The sequence below is a fragment of the Pigmentibacter sp. JX0631 genome, from assembly GCF_029873255.1.
Lineage (GTDB): Bacteria > Bdellovibrionota_B > Oligoflexia > Silvanigrellales > Silvanigrellaceae > Silvanigrella.
In genome coordinates, this window is sequence record NZ_CP123622.1 from 604,178 (window position 1) to 624,592 (window position 20,415).

The window sequence follows — 20,415 nt, forward strand, 5'->3', positions numbered from 1 at the left end:
ATATATTTGTATATAGAATTTTTGTTGTTTATTTTTTTTTGGAAATTTGTCAATACATTTTTTATATTATTAATATTATCTATTGTTTTTAAAGATTTACAATTTTATTTTTCTAGAATAATATTCTAATTTTTAATTTTGAGTAGATATTTATTATTTAATTAAATTAATTTTTTAATAAGCAAAAGATAATTTTTTTATGTATCATAATTGTATCATTTTTTAAATTTTTCTTTTATAGTTGCTACTCTTTTTGGCCAAATTTCCAAACTAGACCAAACGGTATTAATTCATGTCTAGAATATGATGGAAAGATATTATTATTTTGTGAGAACATACCTATTTTCTTTTTCCTGAAATATCCATCAACTGGCCAAACATAATTTCCATAAAGAATTGTTCCATTTTCAGGGGCAGTAGCATAAACTTCAGCACCAGCACTGAATGTATTAGGTAACATTCCCTTTGGATAAATATTTTCAGGATAAAAACCAAGAATGACACTATGTTTGTTAAATAAAGAAACACTTGGTTCTTTTGCTTCTAAAGTCAAATAAAAACCTGATTGTTCTTGATTATTTTTTACATGTTTTACTTTAAATACATAATCCGCACTTTTATTTGTTAATGGTACACCTAGGACTGGTGTCGATGGAAATTGAATAAATCCTGTACACCCCATGTTATAACAAGATTTGTCTGAATAATTATCAATACTAGCATAGATAAAAATACTTGTTGCTGGTAATTTAGTAAAATATTTGCTTGCTAAAATTCCAAATTCAACACTATATCTAACTTTATTTTCGGCTGTATAAAGTAACCAAAATTGATCTAAAGAATGATCGTCCTGATTGTCTGAAGCTACCGCTTGTAGCTGGGGTCCTTTGAAATATGCTTCGCCATGATCTTGATTTAAATATATAATTTTATTTTCAGGTGTAACACCTACTTGCCATGAATATCCAGCGGTATTGTCTGCTGCTGTATTGAATTGAAATAAATTACTTTCTGTCAGTGCTGTTTTTAAAACACTTTCTGAATTTACAACAGCATCTGTAGGTCTAATGATCCCTACACTGTTTTCTGGGCACTGTTCAGCGGCATTGAAAGCAAGCAAGTGGCCAAACTTTTTTAATGCATTTTGTGAATTTACATTATTGAAATCAATCAGTAATTTTTGTCCTAATTCAGGATTATCAATTAATGAAGGTTGCTCAATAAAAGGAATACAATCAACAGTAAAGTCACTTGTTTTAAATGTTTTTAAAATATGAACTCTATTATAGTAACTAATTGTTTTTTGTCGTCTTTCAATTACTTTACTAGATAAATTTTGATTCGCTGTTATTTCTTTAGAAAAATTTAGAATATTAGCTTCTATATCAATAGGATTATCAAGAACTTCATATTCAATTGGATCAGCAAATGCCGGTATAAAAAATAAAATGTTACAAGTAATAATAAGGGTATTAAATTTTTTTTGCATAGTTTTTCCTAATAAATTGTTGAAACTTTTTTGCCTTGTCTTTCTAGCAAAGGCAATAAATTTATCCAAGAGAATTTTTAAACTTTAGAGTCAAAATTTTGTTTTAGAATATTGAATAAAAAATGAAAATCTATAAATTTTGTTTTAAAGTTAATTTTTTGACAATAGATATAAAAATTTTTCTTTTTTAAATTATTATATAATGAACTATAATAAATTTTAAATTTTACAAAAGAAGTTATATGAAAATCTTAAAAACAATTTTATTGAAAATACTATTACTTAATAATTTGCAAAGCTCTGCTTTAGATCTAACTAATTTTCCATTAAAAATTACAAATGAGAAAAATCAAATTTCAACAATCTTTTATAAAAGGCAAGATCCTTTGGAAGATAAAACCAAAATTTGTGTACTTCTTCCAAATGTTTTAGATAAATATTGGTGGGCTGTTAATTATGGCATTTCAGATGAATCATCACATTTAAATATTGAAGCCGACATTTTTGATGCTGGTGGATATGATAATTTAGAAAAACAAAAGGAGCAATTTAAAAATTGTATTAATGAAAAATATGACGTAATAATTTTAGCCGCAATAAATTCTACCAAACTGAATGATGATATTTCTCTAGCAAAGAATGAAGATATTCCGGTTATTGATCTTATCAATGGTGTTGATTCAAAAGATATCACAGCTAGAGCTTCACTCAGCTTTTTTGAAATGGGAACTATAACAGCTAAATATTTACTTGCAGAACTAAAAACACAACCAAGAAAAAAATTAAAAATAGCTTGGTTTCCTGGTCCAAAAGATGCTACTTGGGTCATCGAAGCTGATAAAGGATTTATGGAAACTCTAAAAGATTATAGTAAAAATATTATCAATGCAGGTTACGGAACAACTGATAAAGAGGCGCAGGCTGATTTGGTAAGAAATTTTCTATTAAAAAATCCAGATACAAATTACGTTGTTGGCAATGCAGTAGCAGCAGATATTGCTGCAAAATATTTTAAAATTAACAAAAAAAAAGCAAAAGTACTTTCTTTTTACATGACTGAAAGTATTTATGAGCATATTTTATCGAATGATGTACTTGCCGCAGCATCTGATTTTCCAACAGTCCAAGCAAGAATATCAGTTAATTTGGTAAAAGAAATTCTAGATATGAAAACAAAATTTATTCAAATTAGTCCCTTTCCTAATATGATTGATAAAACAAATATTAAACAAATTGATAAAAGTATGATCCTCCCCCCAGACGATTATCATTATAAAATTAAAGAGTTAAAATAATTAATATCTATTTCCCAGCGTTTTTTCTCAAAATATTAAGGAATTTTAATATTCATTTTTTCTAACTACAAAAGTCAGATTAGATTTTAAAAATTTGACATTACTTTTTCTGTAATAATATAATTCAGAAGAATATTCCTTAATTTATTTCAAAAAGGAGATACCATGAACTATAAACTAGCTTTATCAGTTCTATCAACGTATTTTTTGTTACCATCAATTTCCTATGCTGCAAAATATGAACTTGATCCTGTGCATACAAAAGTAGAATTTGGAGTTCGACATTTAGGAATTAATACCGTTAAAGGGGAGTTTAAGAAATTTTCTGGTAATATTGAGTACGATGCGAAAAATCCGCAAAACACAAAAGTAAATGCTGAAATTGATGCTAGCTCACTGGATACAGGGAATTCAAAAAGAGATGAACATGTAAAATCAGCTGATTTTTTAGATGTAGAAAAATTTGGAAAAATTACTTTCGTTTCAAAAAGTGCAAAGCTTAATGGAAAAAATGGCTTAAAAATAACAGGAGATCTTACAATACATGGAGTAACAAAATCCGTTGTTTTAGATGTTACAGATATTGCAGGTCCTGGATTAAGTCCACTAGATAAAAAACAACATCTTGGTGGATCTGCTTCTGTAAAAATTGTTCGCCAAGATTATGATATTAAATGGAATGGAGGCGGAATGACCGGGATTGCAGGAGAAGCTGCAGTTGGAAATGATGTTAAAATTCAAATTGATCTTGACTCAATTGAAGTATCTTCTTCAAAATAATTTTTTAATATCAATTTAGTGTCAAAAAAATAATTTTTATATTTACAATCAATTAGTTTTCAATTTTTTTTAAGATATTCAAGTGGTTTAATTTTTTACATTGCACACCAAAATTTAAATAAAGAAACAAATTAATAATATAAAATTACTTTGCTTTTTTGTAAAAATAATAGTAAGTAAAAAATACATTTTATAATTATCATTTTTTCAAAAAAAAATCGTGATTTATATAATTTAATATTTAATTTGGAGTTACTATGAATTTAAAATCTCGGCGTGAATTCCTTAAATTAACAACTCAAACTTCAATTAGCATGGCGGGTTTATCTTTACTACCTAATAGTATTCTTAATGCTTTAGCATCTCCCGTTCCAAAACGAACAGGGACAATCCAAGATGTCGAACATATCGTGATTTTTATGCAAGAAAATAGATCATTTGATCACTATTTTGGTACTTTAAGAGGAGTAAGAGGCTTTGGAGACCCTAGAGCAATTTCCCTATCCTCAGGAAGATCAGTATGGAATCAACCAAATACAGATCATCAATCACATATTCTTCCCTTTGCTTTTAATTCTAAGGAAACAAGTTCCCAATGGATTGAAAATTTGGATCACTCTTGGAAAGAATCACAAAAAATTTGGGCACAACACGATTGTTGGATAGAAAAGAAAAGTCCTCTTACTATGGGTTATTTCTCAAGATCAGATATTCCTTTTTATTACGCACTTGCTGACGCATTTACTATTGGTGATGCTTATTATTCTTCTATTTTTGGCCCTACAGATCCAAATCGCTTATTTTTATTTACTGGAACCAGTGGATTAACGGTAAATGCTGTTGGCGATCACGTTGTCCATAATCGAGATGATGGAAATGAAACAGCAAATATGGAGTTAGATAAAGTACCATATGATAGTTACACTTGGACAACATACGCTGAAAGGTTACAAGCTGCAGGAATTTCTTGGAAAGTATATCAAGAGTACGATAATTATGGAGATAATGCCCTTGCTTATTTCAAGAATTTTAGAAATCTAGATAAAAACTCAGAACTATATCATAGAGCAAGAGCATGGGTTAGAGGATCAAATTCTGAAAATGCTTCTATTTCAAATGCCCAATATTTAGTTGATGCATTTGGCGCAGATATAGCAAATGGAACTTTGCCACAAGTTTCCTGGATAGTAGCTCCAACAAAATTTTGTGAACATCCTATTTGGCCTCCAGGCTATGGAGAATCTTTAACATCTAGGTTGCTTGAGACACTAGCAAGTCATAAAGAAACATGGGAACGAACCGCCTTTATAATCAATTATGATGAAAATGATGGATTTTTTGACCACATGCCGCCATATACACTCCCCGTCTCTCCAAATTTAGGGAAAAGTACTATTTCCAAAAAGGGAGAAATTTATAATGATGAACCATTGGGCTTAGGCATACGCGTTCCTTTATTGGTGATCTCACCATGGACTAAGGGTGGATGGGTTTGTTCGGAAGTATTTGATCATACATCTATTATAAGATTTCTCGAAAAAAGATTTAAAGTCTTTGAGCCAAATATATCTCCTTGGCGAAGGGCAATTTGTGGTGATTTAACTTCAATGTTTAATTTTAAAACTCCAGATGTTACTTGGCCTAAGAACATACCAAATACAAATAATGTAATTGAAAAAACAGATGCTATGAAACAGTTACAAGTACCTATCATTCCCGAGAAACAACAATTACCAAAACAAGAAAAAGGAGTACGACCTGCAAGAGCTTTACCGTATAATTTACTTGTAAATACAAAAATAGATTTTAAGAAAAAAAATGTAAATATTATATTTTCTAATATTGGAAAAAATACAGCTGGTTTTTTTGTATATAATATGCTGAAAAAATCTAGCCCTAAAAATTATACTCTAGGAGCAGCAAATACAATAATTGATAGCTGGAATGAAAATGATTGTTCTAATGGCATCTATGATTTAAATATTCATGGACCAAATGGTTTTTTTAGAAAATTCAAAGGGTCACTAAACCTACAAAATGATAAAGAGTTTCCAATACCAGAAGTCTATTTAAACTATATGAATAATGAATTATTTTTTATTTTTAAAAACTTGGGAAATAAAACTTGTACATTTTATATAACAGATAACTCATATGGTAACAAAGGTATCACAATTAAGGTACCTCCAAAATCAAGTATTAAAAAAAATATTGATTTAACTTTAAGTTATAATTGGTATGACATTACTATAACAATAAATCATGAAAACTACTTTTATAGACAATTTGCAGGGCACTTAGAAGATGGGTTACCAAGTATTAGCGATCCAGCAATAAGTTAACAGCTTACCAATTTAAAAAATATTTAGATAATATTATTCAATATTTTAATTAATTTAATTTTTCCTTTTATAAAAATATACAGCTTAAAATAAAAAGAAAAAATTAAATTAAAGCATTTGACAAATTATAAAAATGGAATATAAGTTAACATAGTCCTTTCTTGTAAAAAATTAGAATTGATATCATTAAATGACAATTAATTCTTTATTCTATTATTTTACAAGAAGTATTCAATGCAAAAAAATTATATACATTTATAATGAGGATTACATGATTAGATTATTTCTTACTTTAGTGTTACTAATAACTGCAAATACTAGCTATGGATTTGATTTAATAAAAGAAATATTTGGAAGATCAGAAACAAATAGAATAACTGGCCCTGCTGATGGAAAAGCAAGATGTATGTCATCAGAACTAAATCCTGATCAATGTAAGGAAGAAAGGGAATATGCTTATGCTGTGGGCTGCATCAATAAAACTGAATATTTATCCTTAGAAAAATTTAATTCATTTCCTAATTGTAACCGTATAAATAAACTTACTTCTTGGTGCTCCTGCGGATGCTTTGAAAGTGGTAGCAGAATATTCTCAGTTGACAAAAAAACAAATAAAGCCGATTACTATTCAATAAATAATGTGATTAGCAATTTTAGTAATTATAAAGTTGTTACTCTAAAAACTTCTTCGACTTTAAGTAAAATTGAAACACAAGAAGTAGATATAAGAGGTATTTCAATTGGCGAAGAAAAAAATCATTTAATTGTTTTTACTGCTGAAAATAATCAAAATCTTTCCGTTACACAAGATCATGCCATACTTCTTTCAACGGGAAAAATCGTCCAAGCAAAAGATGTAAAACTAACTGATAAATTAGTTAAATCAAATGGCCAAGCTATAAAAATAGTAAGTATTAAGAAAAAATACGCTACAGCTGAAGTTCTAAATATTCTAAATGATTCAAGTAATAAAAAGCAAAATATTTTATTTGTAGAAGGATTTATAGTAGGTGATTTATCATGGCAAAACAATTTAAAATCATCTTTAAACTCTATTCTTTTGAGAAAATAAAATGAAAATTAGTAAAATAAAATTATTAATTTTAATATTTTTTTTCTCAGTTATTCTTTTAATTTTAAATAATCAGAAAAATGGATATGAAATTTTAAATAATCAGAAAAATGAAAATGAATTTCCTTCAATTCCGAATATTGAATATAATAAAAAAATTTATACTAATTCCATTACATCTATATTAAAAGAAGAAAAAGAAAACTCTAGAAATCAAAATATTTACCCTCAATCTGATGAAAATACTGAAAAGGAAATAATCTATAAATTCACTTCTATGGTAGAATATTATAATCATATAAATTTCGAGGAATATTTCAATTCTGTTTATAACTATCTAAAAAATTTTAATAACATAGAGACTGAAATTAAGAAAATATTGCTTGATCCCTCATTTGCAATAAGCACTTTCCAAAATAATCAAAGTTATGCAAGAGTTTTTTCGATTAAATTTTTACAAAAACTTGCATTGGATGGAAATGAAGAACCTTTATTAACAACACTTTCTGCAATTGCAATTAACATTTCTGATAAAAAATTTAAACACCAAGGCATTGAGGCTGATTTAGAAGATTTAATATACAACTATGTTGATTTATATAATTCTAATGACTTTATAAATAATTTCGATATGCACATGGAAAAAATTAAATTTAAAAATAACAAATATTCACAAAATGTCCGAGAAATATATGACGACGCAATTTATTATAAACTAGTAAGTAAAAATAAAAATAAAGAAGAAATTAAAAAAATAATGGAAAAACACTTTGCAAATTAAGGTTTAAAATGCTGAAAATAAATTTTATTTTAACTATAATAATATCTCTAATTATAAGCAATATCACTTATGCAAAAAGCAATGATAAAGTACTTACATGTTCTGCAAAAATTTTAAACTACATAATTATGAAATATGGAAATCAAGTTTTAGAAAGTTGCAATAAAAAGAAATGGATTAAAGGGAAAAGCTGCACTGTTACAAACATAAAACCAATTTCTGCTTTAGAAACAGAAGAAAGCAAAGGTCTTAGAGTTCTTATTATAGATGATAGCAGCATGAAATTTACAGGATTAACTAGATATAAAAAGAGAGTCTTAGAGTACTTAAAAGAAAGTGAAAATGGTACTTATATTATAGATGATACTGGAATTAATATAAACGAGTATACAAAATATATATTTCATGACTTACTTAATTTAGAATTTTTTAATAATTTACCTGCAGAGCTATTAGATGAATCTGAACAGATAATTGGTGAAATTTTTAGTTTAGATACAACTAAAGAAAGTTACATTGGCCATAGTAACTATATTTTTAATTTTATTGCTAACAACAGTCCCAAAAGTCAATTTATTTTAGCTTTCAGTGATAATGAAAATTTTTCTAAAATAATGCGCCATGTAGATATGGAAAACGATTTAATCCAAGCAAAAAACATAATTGATAATTATTTTACAAATCAAGCGAAAAGCTTAAATTACTATATCAAAAAAAATGCTATAAATTACATTTCTATGTCATTTGGTCTTAATAGATCTACTATTAAAAACTATTTAATAAGAAGTAAACACAAATCACTTTTAATCGATTACATTGATAAATCATTCTACAATAATTATATCGAAAAATTACTTGAAAATAACGATGCCCTGTTAGTTCAAGCAAATAACTCAAGCACAACAAGTTTTGATGTATCTACAAATTTTTCAGACTGTATTGAAAACAGAAGAAGAATTAGAGTTGGATATTTTCGCGAGTTTGATCAAATTATTCCTGAAAATGGCACATATGATAATTACAATATTAAAAATATGAATTCGCAAAACTGCACAGATGTTTATATTAACTTTCCAATTTCTTTAGAAAGAGATAAAAATAAGAAATTTTATGCTAGAGAAAATGCTCCTTTATTCTCTACACATGGCATAGGTGCAGAAGCACTTCCTGGAAAAATGGTATCTAGTTCATATTCGGTTCCTATAGCAATAGCTTATTTAATATACAAAAAAGAATTTAATAAAATGTATTCAGGTCATGAATTTGATAACTATTACTATATTAGTGATATGCAAAATAATAAATTGTTTATAGATCCCGCATTTCACAAACAATTTCCAGTTTACCTATATGGACATTTAAAATAACTTTTTAAAGGTGAATTATGAAAAATAATTTTATTAAAATTCTTTTGTTTCTACTTTTAAATTTAGGTTGTGCAAAGAATGAGGAGAAAAATGAATATGCATTAAATAGAAATCATGCTTTTACAAATTCACTTAATGAAGAAAGCATCAGCTTAATTGGAAAAGGATATAGTACTATTGAACATGGAATTAGAAATAATTGCTTAATAAATGTACCGTTAAAATTTATAAAAGACATGTCTTCACATATAAGCTTTAATCAAAATTATTCTTTAAAAGAAATACTAAAAAAAATAAATATAAGCATAAATAGTGAGTATCAAAAAAACGATTTTAAATTGCTACTAAATCCATCCTTTACCCAAAGCCTAGAAACTAGTGAATTAAGTTCTTCTATAACAATTATCTCCTCAACAAAACTAGGAAAAGTTACGATTGATCCAAAAAAATCTAGTATTACTGTCCTTTCGAGTACCTACAAAAATTTATTAAAGCATAATAGTAGCGAATTTATAAAACTCTGTGGGAATGAAATTATAAATTCATATGAATTACATTCGCATATTATTTTAAACATCAAATTTCATTTTACAGATTTATCTGCAAAAAAAGCTTTTGAAAGTAAATTTAATACAGAATTTAATGTATTTGAATATTTTAAATTGTCTAATAAAGAAAATATAGACGTAAACTTTAGTTCTTTAAAAAACAATATATCAATTAGTATGACTGGAATTCAACTTGGAGGTGATGCTGAAAAAATACATTCAATATTTAATAGCAATTGTTTTTTTTCAAATTTAGACAATTGTATTGATATTTTTAGTAAAATAAATAATTACATTTCAAAAGAGTATATAGAGCAATTGAATGAAAATGATTTAAGTAAATGGATTCATCTAAATATTAAAACAACTCCGTATAAAAGTATAGTTAGCAAACAAGAAGGAGAAATTTTTAATAATATAGAGAAGAACTTTAATGAAAAATTTAAATTATTTTCAGATAATTTAACAAATACAAAATTAGAAGTATATAAAAAATACGAAGAGACAAAAAAAATAATTAATTCAGAAAATTTTAAGCACTTGTCGAATAATGAAAAAAACCTTTTTTATAGTGAGATGCAATATTATGATAATTTTTTCCAACTATTAAATAAAATATATGATGAATGCGATACGTCACATGAATTTACAGAATGTTTAAAAAACAATGTGGATTTAGATTTAGGGAATGTAAATTCTAAAATTAGCAATTATAAAAAATTAAAAATGAATAAGTACTTAGGTTCATTTTTTCTAGAATTAAACGATTCATTTCTTGGGAACAAATTAGTCAAAATTTCAAGACTAAGTGAAGATATATTAAATAACAATGCAAAAATTAAAATTTCTCTATTAGATAGTAATCATCATCATGTTGAAAATGAAAATATTAAGATTATTTGCCCAATTGGAAAAGTGGACAAACTATTATCCTTTAACTTTAGTGAACTATTTACTAAAACATTCAAACAAATAAAAGAATTTTCAAACGACTATGAGCATAATTTTAGTTCGCAAAATTTTAGCTCAATTTGTGGAGGATCACAAGAAATTTATTTTTCCTCTAAAGTTAATTCTAAAATAAATAAGGTTGTATTATGGGAAATTATGTAATTTCATTTTTAAAAAAAATATTTTTTATAAGTTTATTTTTTTCTATTGATGCCTTTGCAATATTAAATTTATCAAATGAGTCTAATAAAATCGACAATTCTTATATTGGTTATGGTATAAATACTATAAAAAATGAATTAAAAAACAATTGTCTGAAAAATAGCACTTTCGTATTTCATGAGGTAAAAAGTTCATATATTAAGTACTTTCATAATATTTCAGCAAATGATTTTAGTGAAATTTATAATTTTACAGTCAATAATTCAGGAAACTTCAAAGTAGTAAAATTGAAAAATATTGATGAATTTGAAAAAAGTTTAACAAATGATGCTAAGACAATAAATACATCTTTAATTTCAAAAATTACTTTTGGAAATTATATCTTAAATTCTGAAAGTATTGAAAAAATTTATTACTTGAACGATAATGCAACTCACTTAGCAGCTTCCAATATTAATATGTTCTATGATGAATGTGGTAATGAAATTATTGAAAATCAAGAGTTATCCTCACTTTTATTTATAAATGCTTCTTTAAGCTTTTCCACAAAAGAAGAAAAATTAAAATTTGAGCAGGCGTTTACCGGAAATTTTAATATTTTTGATTTAAAAGAAAACTTTATTTTTTTTGAAAATTTAAAAAAATACAATTTTTCAATAAAACTTACAGGTGCTCAATTTGGAGGTCATCCAAAAAATTTACAAAAAATTTTAAAATCAAAACCTTGTAATAAAAATAGCATAAAAAACTGCTTAGATATTTTTGAAAATATTTATCAATATTTTTCTCAAGACTATGTTAATCAATTAGAAGAGCAGTCGATTGAAAATTATGTAACTACAAGTATAAAAACAATTCCCTATTCATCAATTACGATTTTAGATAGTAATAATAATTTAATAAATAATTCTTTTAAAATTAGCAATTCTATTTTTAGCTTTTTCAAAAAATTAGAAGATGAAAAAAACCAAAATAAAAACATCCTAAATCGAACAGAGTTTATAATAAATCATAAAAACTACGACTATTTATCAAAAAATGATAAAGTATATATTGAATATATGCGAGATAAATCTTTAAATAATATAAAATTTATTGAAAATATTTCCGCCAACTGCGAAAAAAATGAAAGTTATTATGAATGTATAGATGAAATTAGAAAAAAGAAGGATAGTGATCAGGAAGTAAGCAATTTAGCTTTAAATTTTCAGGCTGAAAATTATAACATTTTTACCGATGTTTATGAGTTTAAATTAGAACCTATAGTAACATTAATAAATGGAACAAAACATAGCATAAGTACTGTTAACCTAAATTATATTATAAATAAACCAGTTAAGTATGTTTTTTTAGATGATAATGGATATGAAGTTTCTTCAGATTTTATAAGAGTTCATTGTCTTAAAAATTATGCAAAAAGATACAATTTACAACCATGGGATATTATTTTCCCTATAAAAGGTTTAGTAAAATCTATAAAAAAAGCAATTATGAATAAAGAATTTGCTTTACTTGATGTCATTTACAATAAAAAAACCTCTCTTATAAATAGCGCCCCAACACTTTGTGGAGACAATACAGAATTTTTTCTCTCGCTGAATGAAGGATCGAAAATTAAAAAAATAATTGTTTGGAAAGACAAGTATCATGAAAACTAAATATAAATATTTTTTGTTATTTTTTTTCTCAACTTTAATTCAAGGAAAAATTTATCCCACTGAATTTACGCACAATACCAGTATTTCTTTAGGCAAACAGCATTCATGCGCATTGAATTTAAATGAAATTTATTGCTGGGGTGATAATCACTATTTTCAACTTGGAGACTCAGGAGTTGATTCTAGCATTCCTAAAAAAATAAATAATATTAAAAATATTTCAAAAATATACTCTGGTTCAGATCATTCATGTGCTGTAACTGAAAATGGTTTGGTTTACTGTTGGGGAGCAAATTCTTTTAATCAGGTTTCTGTTGAAGATAGCGATAAATCAAAACTTACATTTAATTTGAATAGTAAGCTTAATTTAAAATATATTGCGCAAATGGCTCTCGGAGAGCATCACACATGTGCATTAAACAAAAGTGGTGAGGTTTATTGCTTTGGTGATAATCAATTTTCACAATTTCCCGAATTAAATGTTGAATCTAAAGAAAAACTTCCTTTAAAAATTGTTAATTTACCAAAGATAAAAGAGATTTCAGCTGGTGAAAATCATACCTGCGCTTTGTCAGAGGATAATATTATTTATTGCTGGGGAAAAAATGACAATGGACAGCTTGGAAATGTTTTTACAAATGCAAAAAAATCTGATGTTGTGAGAGTGAGTAATATAAATAATGTAAGACAAATATCTGCAGGTGGAAATACAACTTGTGCTTTAAACTCAATAGGAAACGTTTATTGCTGGGGGAGTAACGAATTTGGACAAATTGGAACAGATCCAAATTTAGGAAAAAAATCCTATTCTGAGCCACAAAAAATAAAACAATTAGAAAATATTTTAATGATAACAGTAGGTGAAAACCATGTCTGTGCTTTAAATTCAGAAAATCTTGTATACTGCTGGGGTGGGAATTTAAATAAATCATTTCAATTAGGACAATTTACAAGAGATATAACGAATCATATACCAAAAGAAGTACCAAATTTGATTAATGTGCAATCAATCAGTGCTGGAAGTTTTCATACATGTGCTTTAACCAGTGACACCTCAATTTACTGCTGGGGAAGTAACTTCCAAGGGCAACTTGGGAATGGTACTTTTCAAGAAACAATTGGACCAACTAGGGTAACAGAAAAATTGAGCAATAAAACTAAAAATAAGGAATATTTTTTAGCTTGTTATATATATAGAATGAGCGATTCAGCAAACAAAAAAGATCTGTTAAAAGTAATTGAAGAAAACTCTATAGAGACTATTTACTTTGGAGTAGATCCGCAAGCAAATTCAACGACAGATTATTTTCGCCCAAATGGGTATGAAGAAAATGGTTTTTTTATAGAAACAAAATATACTTATGAAGAAATGCTAAATAGCTGTAATAAAATTTTATACTTAAAAAATAAAAATAGTAACGCTATGCTCTTAAAAAAAGTCTATGACTTTAAAGTTGTTTCTTATAATGACAAAAAAGTTAAAATCTTTCCAATTCAGTTCTATTTTTTAAATAGCCATAATAGTATAAAAAGAATAGTTATTTTTGGTGACAGCTTATCAGATAACGGAAATTTATTGCACTCAACAAAAGATTCTCTACCAGGTTTTCCTTATTTTAAAGGAAGATTTTCAAATGGTTTAGTTTGGAATGACTATTTAAGCATTCAAACAAAATTACCTGTATTAAACTACGCAGTAGGCGGAGCAAAAGTAAAATCAGAAATAAATGAGCGTATATATCAAGTTCCACAGCTTTTAACAACAGGATTTCGTAATTTAATTATTCGCAGTATGAATAGTTCAATAAATAAATATATAAATTCATTAGTAACCTATAACTCTGAATTTGATAGCAGTCACATCCACTCTCCAAATGAAACACTTTTTATAATATGGATAGGTGGAAACGATTATCTTGAACTTATGGAAAATAAAAAACTGTATATGAAAACTATTGATACAGAAAACTTCAGCTTTACTGAAAAAGTAGTTAGTAACATAAATGAAAATATTTTAAAATTAAAAGATATTGGCGCCCGACATATTGCAGTTATAGGACTACCTGATTTAGGTTTAACTCCTGAACTTCTTTTAAATGGAAACTACGACTTTGGCTTAGGAAAATATCATTCAGCTAATCTTCTTTCAGAAAAAATGTCACAGCTAGTTAATAATCACAATACTCTTTTACAGGAAAAATTAGCCTCAGCAGTTATTGAGAGCAATTATTTAAATATATATTTCATAGATCCTAATAAATTTTTTGTAAATATATACAATGGAGTAGATTTTTTCAGTGATAAAAAATTTAATTATGCAATAACAGAATTAAATAGCGATATACAAAATCCGTTGCTGAATCAAAGTAAATACGTGCAAAAACCTTGCTTTAAATGGAATATTATTGGTTTAAGAGCATTTTTAAATGATTTAAAAGAACAAAATCTTTGTGATGAAATTAAAAATATTTACAATATAAAATCAATTTTTTGGGATAATGTTCATCCTACTAGTTATACTCATTGTTTTCTCTCATATGCAATCCAAACCAAACTGGCTGAATTTCATTTGATTCAAAAACCAAAGAAAACTCTTTTAGAACAAAGAGCTTTCTGTGATTCAGGACTTTTTGAAAGGAAAAATTATGACTAATGTTAAGAAATTACTTACAATTCATATCTATGAAGTTTTTTAATGTAATTGCTTCATTAGATTTATTAGTAACCTTTGTTCCATCTCCACCATTATCATTTAATAATATCACTTCTTCATAGCTGCCATTTGGATTTGCTTTTCTCGCTAAATAAACAACTCCTGGCCCATCTACTGGTGCCATTTCACGCATGAAAGGTCCTCTTTGAGAATCAGCTATAGTTTTTTCTAAGTCACCAGATATTTTTACTTCTTTTGTATATTCATTTTGAATATTACCAGCCGTTGTAGTAATGACTACTTTATTACTAAACATTGAGTTTTTATAAATTTCACATTTTGTCGAAGTACTATAAAAAGGCAGTACAAATCCAGAATTTGTTGTTTTTATTAATACTGGCCCAATATAAGGAATGATTGAAGCTGCAAAAGAATAAGATGAAACTAAAAGAGTTGAAACCGACAATAGTTTTAGCATAAAGAAGACCTCTGATATATTGTTTATTTAATGATTCAATTTTTTATCCTAATTTATACTAATTGTAAACTATTTTTCTATATTTTTCACTTATAATTCATTCATTATTATTTGATAAAATATAAAAATATTAAAATTGAAATGGGAAATATATTGAACTTTTATTTTTATGAAATGAGGTAATTAAAAATTAATAATGCTATTAAAAAATAATAATTAGTTGTTATATAATAACTATTGAAAGAAATATTTTTAAGTTTGTTAATTATAAAATCAAATTGAATTTAATTTTTAAGAAGCTGAATAAAATGTTCCATTACTGCTTTTGCATGAGCTGGACAAGAATCTTTTTCTACATTTTTGAATTGAGTATCATATCCCACAACTGTCTTGTATTTTTCCGACAACTGAGAGTAACGATATTTTAAAGTTTCAGATAATAAAGAAAAACAATTTCCCGATTCAACATGCGTAATTTCCCAATAACCGTCAATAATTTCAAAATATATATCAAATTTAGGCAATTGAAAGCTACTATCATTTTTTATTACTACTGGTGGATTAATTCTTTCTACACTAAACTTTACTTTTTTTTCAGTTTCTTGGACACAACTTTCAGAAATTGTATTGTGTGTATGAATACCATATCTAAATTCTGTTGGTATTTTATTAATTTCATGAATACTATATGCATCATAAAAAACATTTTGGAAAAAAATTGTATTACTTTTTATTTTTCCTAGTAATAAATTACAAATATTTTCTTTTGAATTTAAATTACTATTTTTAAATAGTGTCTTATTTTTTTCTGTTATAGAAATTTGAAGCGGAACAGAAAAACTATTAATTGAAATTAGAAAACAGTAAATAGAAATTAAAAATTTAATTTTTAGCATTTTAATTAACTTTCTTTTTGGTTTTAATAAAATAAGAAATATTCTTAATAAATAATTCATTTTTTATATTTTCTATATTATCTTCAGTATATATTTTTGGCATTAAGTTATAAGCATAAGGTAGATCGCTAATTTTTATTGTGTATTTTTTAAATTCAGTTGGGTGATTACCAGAAAAACTACCCACTATTTCTTCCATTGCAACTGGTTCTCTATAAATAATATTATAATTATTTTCAACTTCCAAATAAATATAATGTCTTTGTTTATTAATATGGTATTTAGAAGCCAATTCTATTTCTACTTCCAAATCTAATTTTTCCTCAGTGTTGTAATAAAAAATGGGGGGAAAATATATTAAATTCACATTATCTACTTTTAAATATTCAAAACCATTATTTTTTATTGTAAAAAAACTTAAATCATGATTCCATTCTTTAATTGCCATAGGATTTAACTTAAAAGAAGTTCTATAAAAAAGAGGTTCGTACGCTTTAAAGACTTTATCTGGATACTTTATTTCAGGGGAAGAATTTTTCTCAATTTTAAATTCTTCTTTATATGATTGATTTTCTTTAGTTTTCGTCTCGCCTTCGTCAAAATGCAAACGGCAAGAAGTAAATACAAAAATGCCTGTAATTATATTAAAAAATATTGTTTTCGTTCTCAAAGTTCCTCCCTGGAATAAGAAAGCTAAGTAAATAGAGAGTCAAAACTTAATACCTTATAAAAAAAAATCAAATTACTGAGCAAAAAAATTTTCTTAACATTATTTGACTGTTATACAATTAAATTAACTTACTTAAAATAACTAAATGATTAAATTAAGTAAAATATTTTGCTTTAAAAACAGGGAAATTAGAATGTCATCATTTATGTTGTAAAATAATTATCACATAATCAAATAAAATTAACATATTCATTCTAATACTATAAAGAAACAGAAAATAGATGGAATAAATATTATAAAATTTAAACTTTATTTTAATCATTAATTAAAATAAATATAATGCATTTTTTTGTCTAAATACTTCAAGATCTTTATTGAACTGGTAACATTGTAATTCATATTTTATAGGCGTTTTGCCCAATTGAAAATTTCTGATATGTAGTCAATCGATATAAAAAATTTGACGCAAACTATTTAAAAATTAAATTACAATAATACTTAAAATGAAATTTAATTTACCTTAATTTTTAAAGGAAAATCTATGCGAAAAAGTATTGAAAAAATTCCTGTTAGTTTATTTGGTGCCGTAATGAGTCTTTCTGGTTTATCAATTGCTTGGAAACAAGAAGAATCTTACTATCAATATAATTTTCACATAAGCTATTTTTTTGTTATTATAGCAACTCTTACTATAATTATACTTTTAATCAGTTATCTAATAAAATATTTTATTGCCAAAGAAAATGTCCTTGCTGAATTTAGTAATCCTGTCACATTAAATTTTTATGGAACAATTCCAATTAGTTTTTTACTTCTTTCAAATTCATTTTTTGAAATTAATTATACGCTAAGTCTATGCTGTTGGATCATAGGATTAATCTTAATATCTATTCTAGCATACTACTGTTTTTATAAATGGCTTAATAGTTCTCATCCCATTAGTACCTTAAATCCTGGCTGGATGATTCCGATTGTAGGTACTTTGGATGTAGCGGTGTCTGGTATTAAATTAAATTTTCACTACACTACGCTTTTTTTTACGGGTATTGGCCTTATATTTGGTTTTGTTTTCTTCACTTTAATCCTTTATAGAATTGTTTTTATTGAACCCATTCCTTTTAAACTACAGCCTTCATTTTTTATATTAACAGCACCATTTACCGTAGGTTTATCTGGTTATTTAGATATTTACCATAATTACGATTTTTTTTCTCATGCACTATTTAGTATTAGTATTTTTCTATTGCTAGTAATTATAGGAAAAATTTTACTTATTAAAGATTGTTGTCCTTTTATGCTAACATGGTGGGCAGTTGGTTTTCCGATTGCTGCATTTGTCAATGCATGTGAAAAATCATTTTATTTCAATCAAAATTTTTATTTTGCTTTATTAACAAGAACTGCATTAATCTTTGCTACTGGAGTGATAGTATTTTTAGCTTGCTTAACTATATATAAAATAATAAAAGGAGAATTATCCAAACTATAACAAATGAATATTTTTTAAATTATCTTTAGTGAGTTTAATATTTATTATTACTTTATTTTAAAATATCCAATCATTTATTTATATATTTTATAACTATATTAGACCAAATATTCACAATAACTTACCTCAATTCTATTTTTATTGAAATCATATTTTTTAATTGTTTTAGTAATAATTTTTTCCATTTTTTGTCTGGAGCAATGTTTAACTTAGCAATGTCAAAATTACAGCACTAAAAATAATTCCTAAATATTAAATTATCTAAACCAACTATATTACTAAATAAATATTCTAAGTTATGAAACAATTGAAATGTGTTTATCTAAATTTTTAAATCTAATTAGACTTCCTATTTATACAACATTTTATCTTTGTATAGTATTTTTAATTTTTAAATTTAATTATTCCCTAGCAGATTGGCAACACCATAATTCATTTTTAATTGGTGAAAGAGCTGCTGGAATGGGTGGTGCATATACTGCAATATCCAATGATCCTTCTGGTATATACTACAACCCTGGTGGAGTTGCTTTTGCAAGAGACACGGAAATTAGTTTATCCACAATAGGATATTTTATAGAAGATATTAAAATAAATTCTATTTATGGGATAACTGATTATCAATATGAAATTAAAAATTCAGATATAATAAGTGGTTTTTTTGGCTTTACGAATAAATTTACTTTATTTGATGAAGAGTATTTTTTTGGTGTAGCAGTTTATGTTCCAGACCATACGAATGTGAATACTAAACTTTATTTTAATTCTCGAAGTTTTCTTAATAATATACCAATAGCACGGTTTATTGCAAATAGTAGAGAAACAGGGAATGAATCTGATTATCAAATTTCGTTGTCTAAATTAATAAACAAAGATTTAGGTTTAGGTATTGCATTAGGTATTTTCAATATCCAACAAGATGAATTAAGTATGAATTATCTACAAGTTGGACCATATACTGCATTAAATTTATACAATGAACAAGATTTCACTAGTAATATTAGTTATTATATTAGAGGAATAAACTTTAATCTAGGTATTTTATATAAAATAACTGATAATTTATCTACTGGATTCGGAGCAAATTTTAAATTCCCAATTATGCAAAATTTTTCCGGACAGTATATAAATAGTTTGTACGTCCTAAATTCAGATGGCACGCCTTATACAGGACCAATTAATTTAACAAATCTTTACTCAAACCAAATTAGTACCGATACAAATAATACTATTGTTAAAATAATGCCAATTCGCTTTACTTTAGGCATAGCATATAACGCAACAAAAAATATTTTATTTTCTTTTGATTCAAGTTACATTACGGGAATGCATTCTTCAGTTGATAAGCTCAGTTTAAAACCTATTTTTAATTATGCTTTAGGTAATGAATTCAAAATACTAGATCAATTTGCAATTCGATTAGGTTTATTTACAAATAATTTCGCTGGCTCTAGTTCTTCATCTGAACAAATTATCAATGCAGACTTTCTAGGTTTATCTACTGGATTAGCTTACACTAATGAAAATAAAACGACATACAGTTTAACTACTGTTTATCAAAAAACCTCTTCTGCCCAATATTATAATTCTGATTTAGCAGCTCAAGGAACTTATCCAAGTGTTTCCTGGTACTCACTAGCTATCCTTGCTGGCATTTCAAGCTCTCTTTAAAGAAAAAAAGAAAATAAGCTTGAATTAAAATTTCTTATTTTATATTTTAAATTATAATTTACATAAACTTGTTATGTAAATTATAATTTAAAATATATTACACTAGGATTATT

15 protein-coding genes are annotated in these 20,415 nt (G+C 26.0%); 11 read left to right on the top strand and 4 right to left on the bottom strand.

Annotated elements, in window-relative coordinates; genetic code table 11:
* Positions 1-244: 244 nt before the first annotated feature.
* Positions 245-1,489: a neprosin family prolyl endopeptidase gene (locus QEJ31_RS02540; protein ID WP_280592223.1), complete on the bottom strand. Its 1,245-nt coding sequence runs from the start codon at positions 1,487-1,489 to the stop codon at positions 245-247.
* A gap of 242 nt (positions 1,490-1,731) precedes the next feature.
* On the opposite strand from QEJ31_RS02540, the gene torT reads away from it, so the two are divergent.
* The 9 genes from torT (at position 1,732) to QEJ31_RS02585 (ending at position 15,098) form a co-directional block, all read left to right on the top strand.
* Positions 1,732-2,784, top strand: a complete 1,053-nt coding sequence (gene torT, locus QEJ31_RS02545) for a TMAO reductase system periplasmic protein TorT (protein WP_280592224.1) — start codon at positions 1,732-1,734, stop codon at positions 2,782-2,784.
* A gap of 165 nt (positions 2,785-2,949) precedes the next feature.
* Entirely contained in the window at positions 2,950-3,564 is a 615-nt protein-coding gene (locus QEJ31_RS02550) for a YceI family protein (protein ID WP_280592225.1), read from the top strand.
* A 257-nt stretch (positions 3,565-3,821) separates the two neighbouring features.
* Positions 3,822-5,906, top strand: a complete 2,085-nt coding sequence (locus tag QEJ31_RS02555) for a phospholipase C, phosphocholine-specific (RefSeq protein ID WP_280592226.1) — start codon at positions 3,822-3,824, stop codon at positions 5,904-5,906.
* 271 nt (positions 5,907-6,177) lie between these two features.
* Complete coding sequence (locus tag QEJ31_RS02560; protein ID WP_280592227.1) at positions 6,178-6,978, top strand: hypothetical protein; 801 nt, start codon at positions 6,178-6,180, stop codon at positions 6,976-6,978.
* Between the two features lies 1 nt (position 6,979).
* Entirely contained in the window at positions 6,980-7,759 is a 780-nt protein-coding gene (locus QEJ31_RS02565; RefSeq protein ID WP_280592228.1) for a hypothetical protein, read from the top strand.
* An 8-nt stretch (positions 7,760-7,767) separates the two neighbouring features.
* The gene (locus QEJ31_RS02570) at positions 7,768-9,126 is read left to right on the top strand and encodes a hypothetical protein (protein WP_280592230.1); all 1,359 of its coding nucleotides are present in this window, start codon (positions 7,768-7,770) and stop codon (positions 9,124-9,126) included.
* 17 nt (positions 9,127-9,143) lie between these two features.
* Positions 9,144-10,787 (top strand): hypothetical protein, encoded by a 1,644-nt coding sequence (locus QEJ31_RS02575; protein WP_280592231.1) that lies wholly within the window; start codon positions 9,144-9,146, stop codon positions 10,785-10,787.
* Positions 10,772-12,445 (top strand): hypothetical protein, encoded by a 1,674-nt coding sequence (locus tag QEJ31_RS02580; protein ID WP_280592232.1) that lies wholly within the window; start codon positions 10,772-10,774, stop codon positions 12,443-12,445. The genes QEJ31_RS02575 and QEJ31_RS02580 overlap by 16 nt, the downstream gene beginning before the upstream one ends.
* On the top strand, positions 12,435-15,098 hold the full coding sequence (locus tag QEJ31_RS02585; RefSeq protein ID WP_280592233.1) for an SGNH/GDSL hydrolase family protein: 2,664 nt from the start codon (positions 12,435-12,437) through the stop codon (positions 15,096-15,098). The genes QEJ31_RS02580 and QEJ31_RS02585 overlap by 11 nt, the downstream gene beginning before the upstream one ends.
* Before the next feature lie 10 nt (positions 15,099-15,108).
* Here the strand turns inward: QEJ31_RS02585 and QEJ31_RS02590 are convergent, their stop codons facing one another.
* From QEJ31_RS02590 to QEJ31_RS02600, 3 genes are all read right to left on the bottom strand, one after another.
* Positions 15,109-15,576, bottom strand: coding sequence for a hypothetical protein (locus QEJ31_RS02590; protein ID WP_280592234.1), 468 nt, complete (start codon positions 15,574-15,576; stop codon positions 15,109-15,111).
* Between the two features lie 284 nt (positions 15,577-15,860).
* On the bottom strand, positions 15,861-16,472 hold the full coding sequence (locus tag QEJ31_RS02595) for a hypothetical protein (protein WP_280592235.1): 612 nt from the start codon (positions 16,470-16,472) through the stop codon (positions 15,861-15,863).
* A 1-nt stretch (position 16,473) separates the two neighbouring features.
* Positions 16,474-17,142, bottom strand: coding sequence for a hypothetical protein (locus tag QEJ31_RS02600; RefSeq protein WP_280592236.1), 669 nt, complete (start codon positions 17,140-17,142; stop codon positions 16,474-16,476).
* A 541-nt stretch (positions 17,143-17,683) separates the two neighbouring features.
* On the opposite strand from QEJ31_RS02600, the gene QEJ31_RS02605 reads away from it, so the two are divergent.
* Positions 17,684-18,631 carry a hypothetical protein gene (locus QEJ31_RS02605; protein ID WP_280592237.1) on the top strand — a complete coding sequence of 316 codons (948 nt, stop codon included), beginning with the start codon at positions 17,684-17,686 and terminating at the stop codon, positions 18,629-18,631.
* Positions 18,632-18,943: 312 nt separating this feature from the next.
* The gene (locus QEJ31_RS02610; RefSeq protein ID WP_280592238.1) at positions 18,944-20,302 is read left to right on the top strand and encodes a hypothetical protein; all 1,359 of its coding nucleotides are present in this window, start codon (positions 18,944-18,946) and stop codon (positions 20,300-20,302) included.
* Positions 20,303-20,415: the final 113 nt, after the last annotated feature.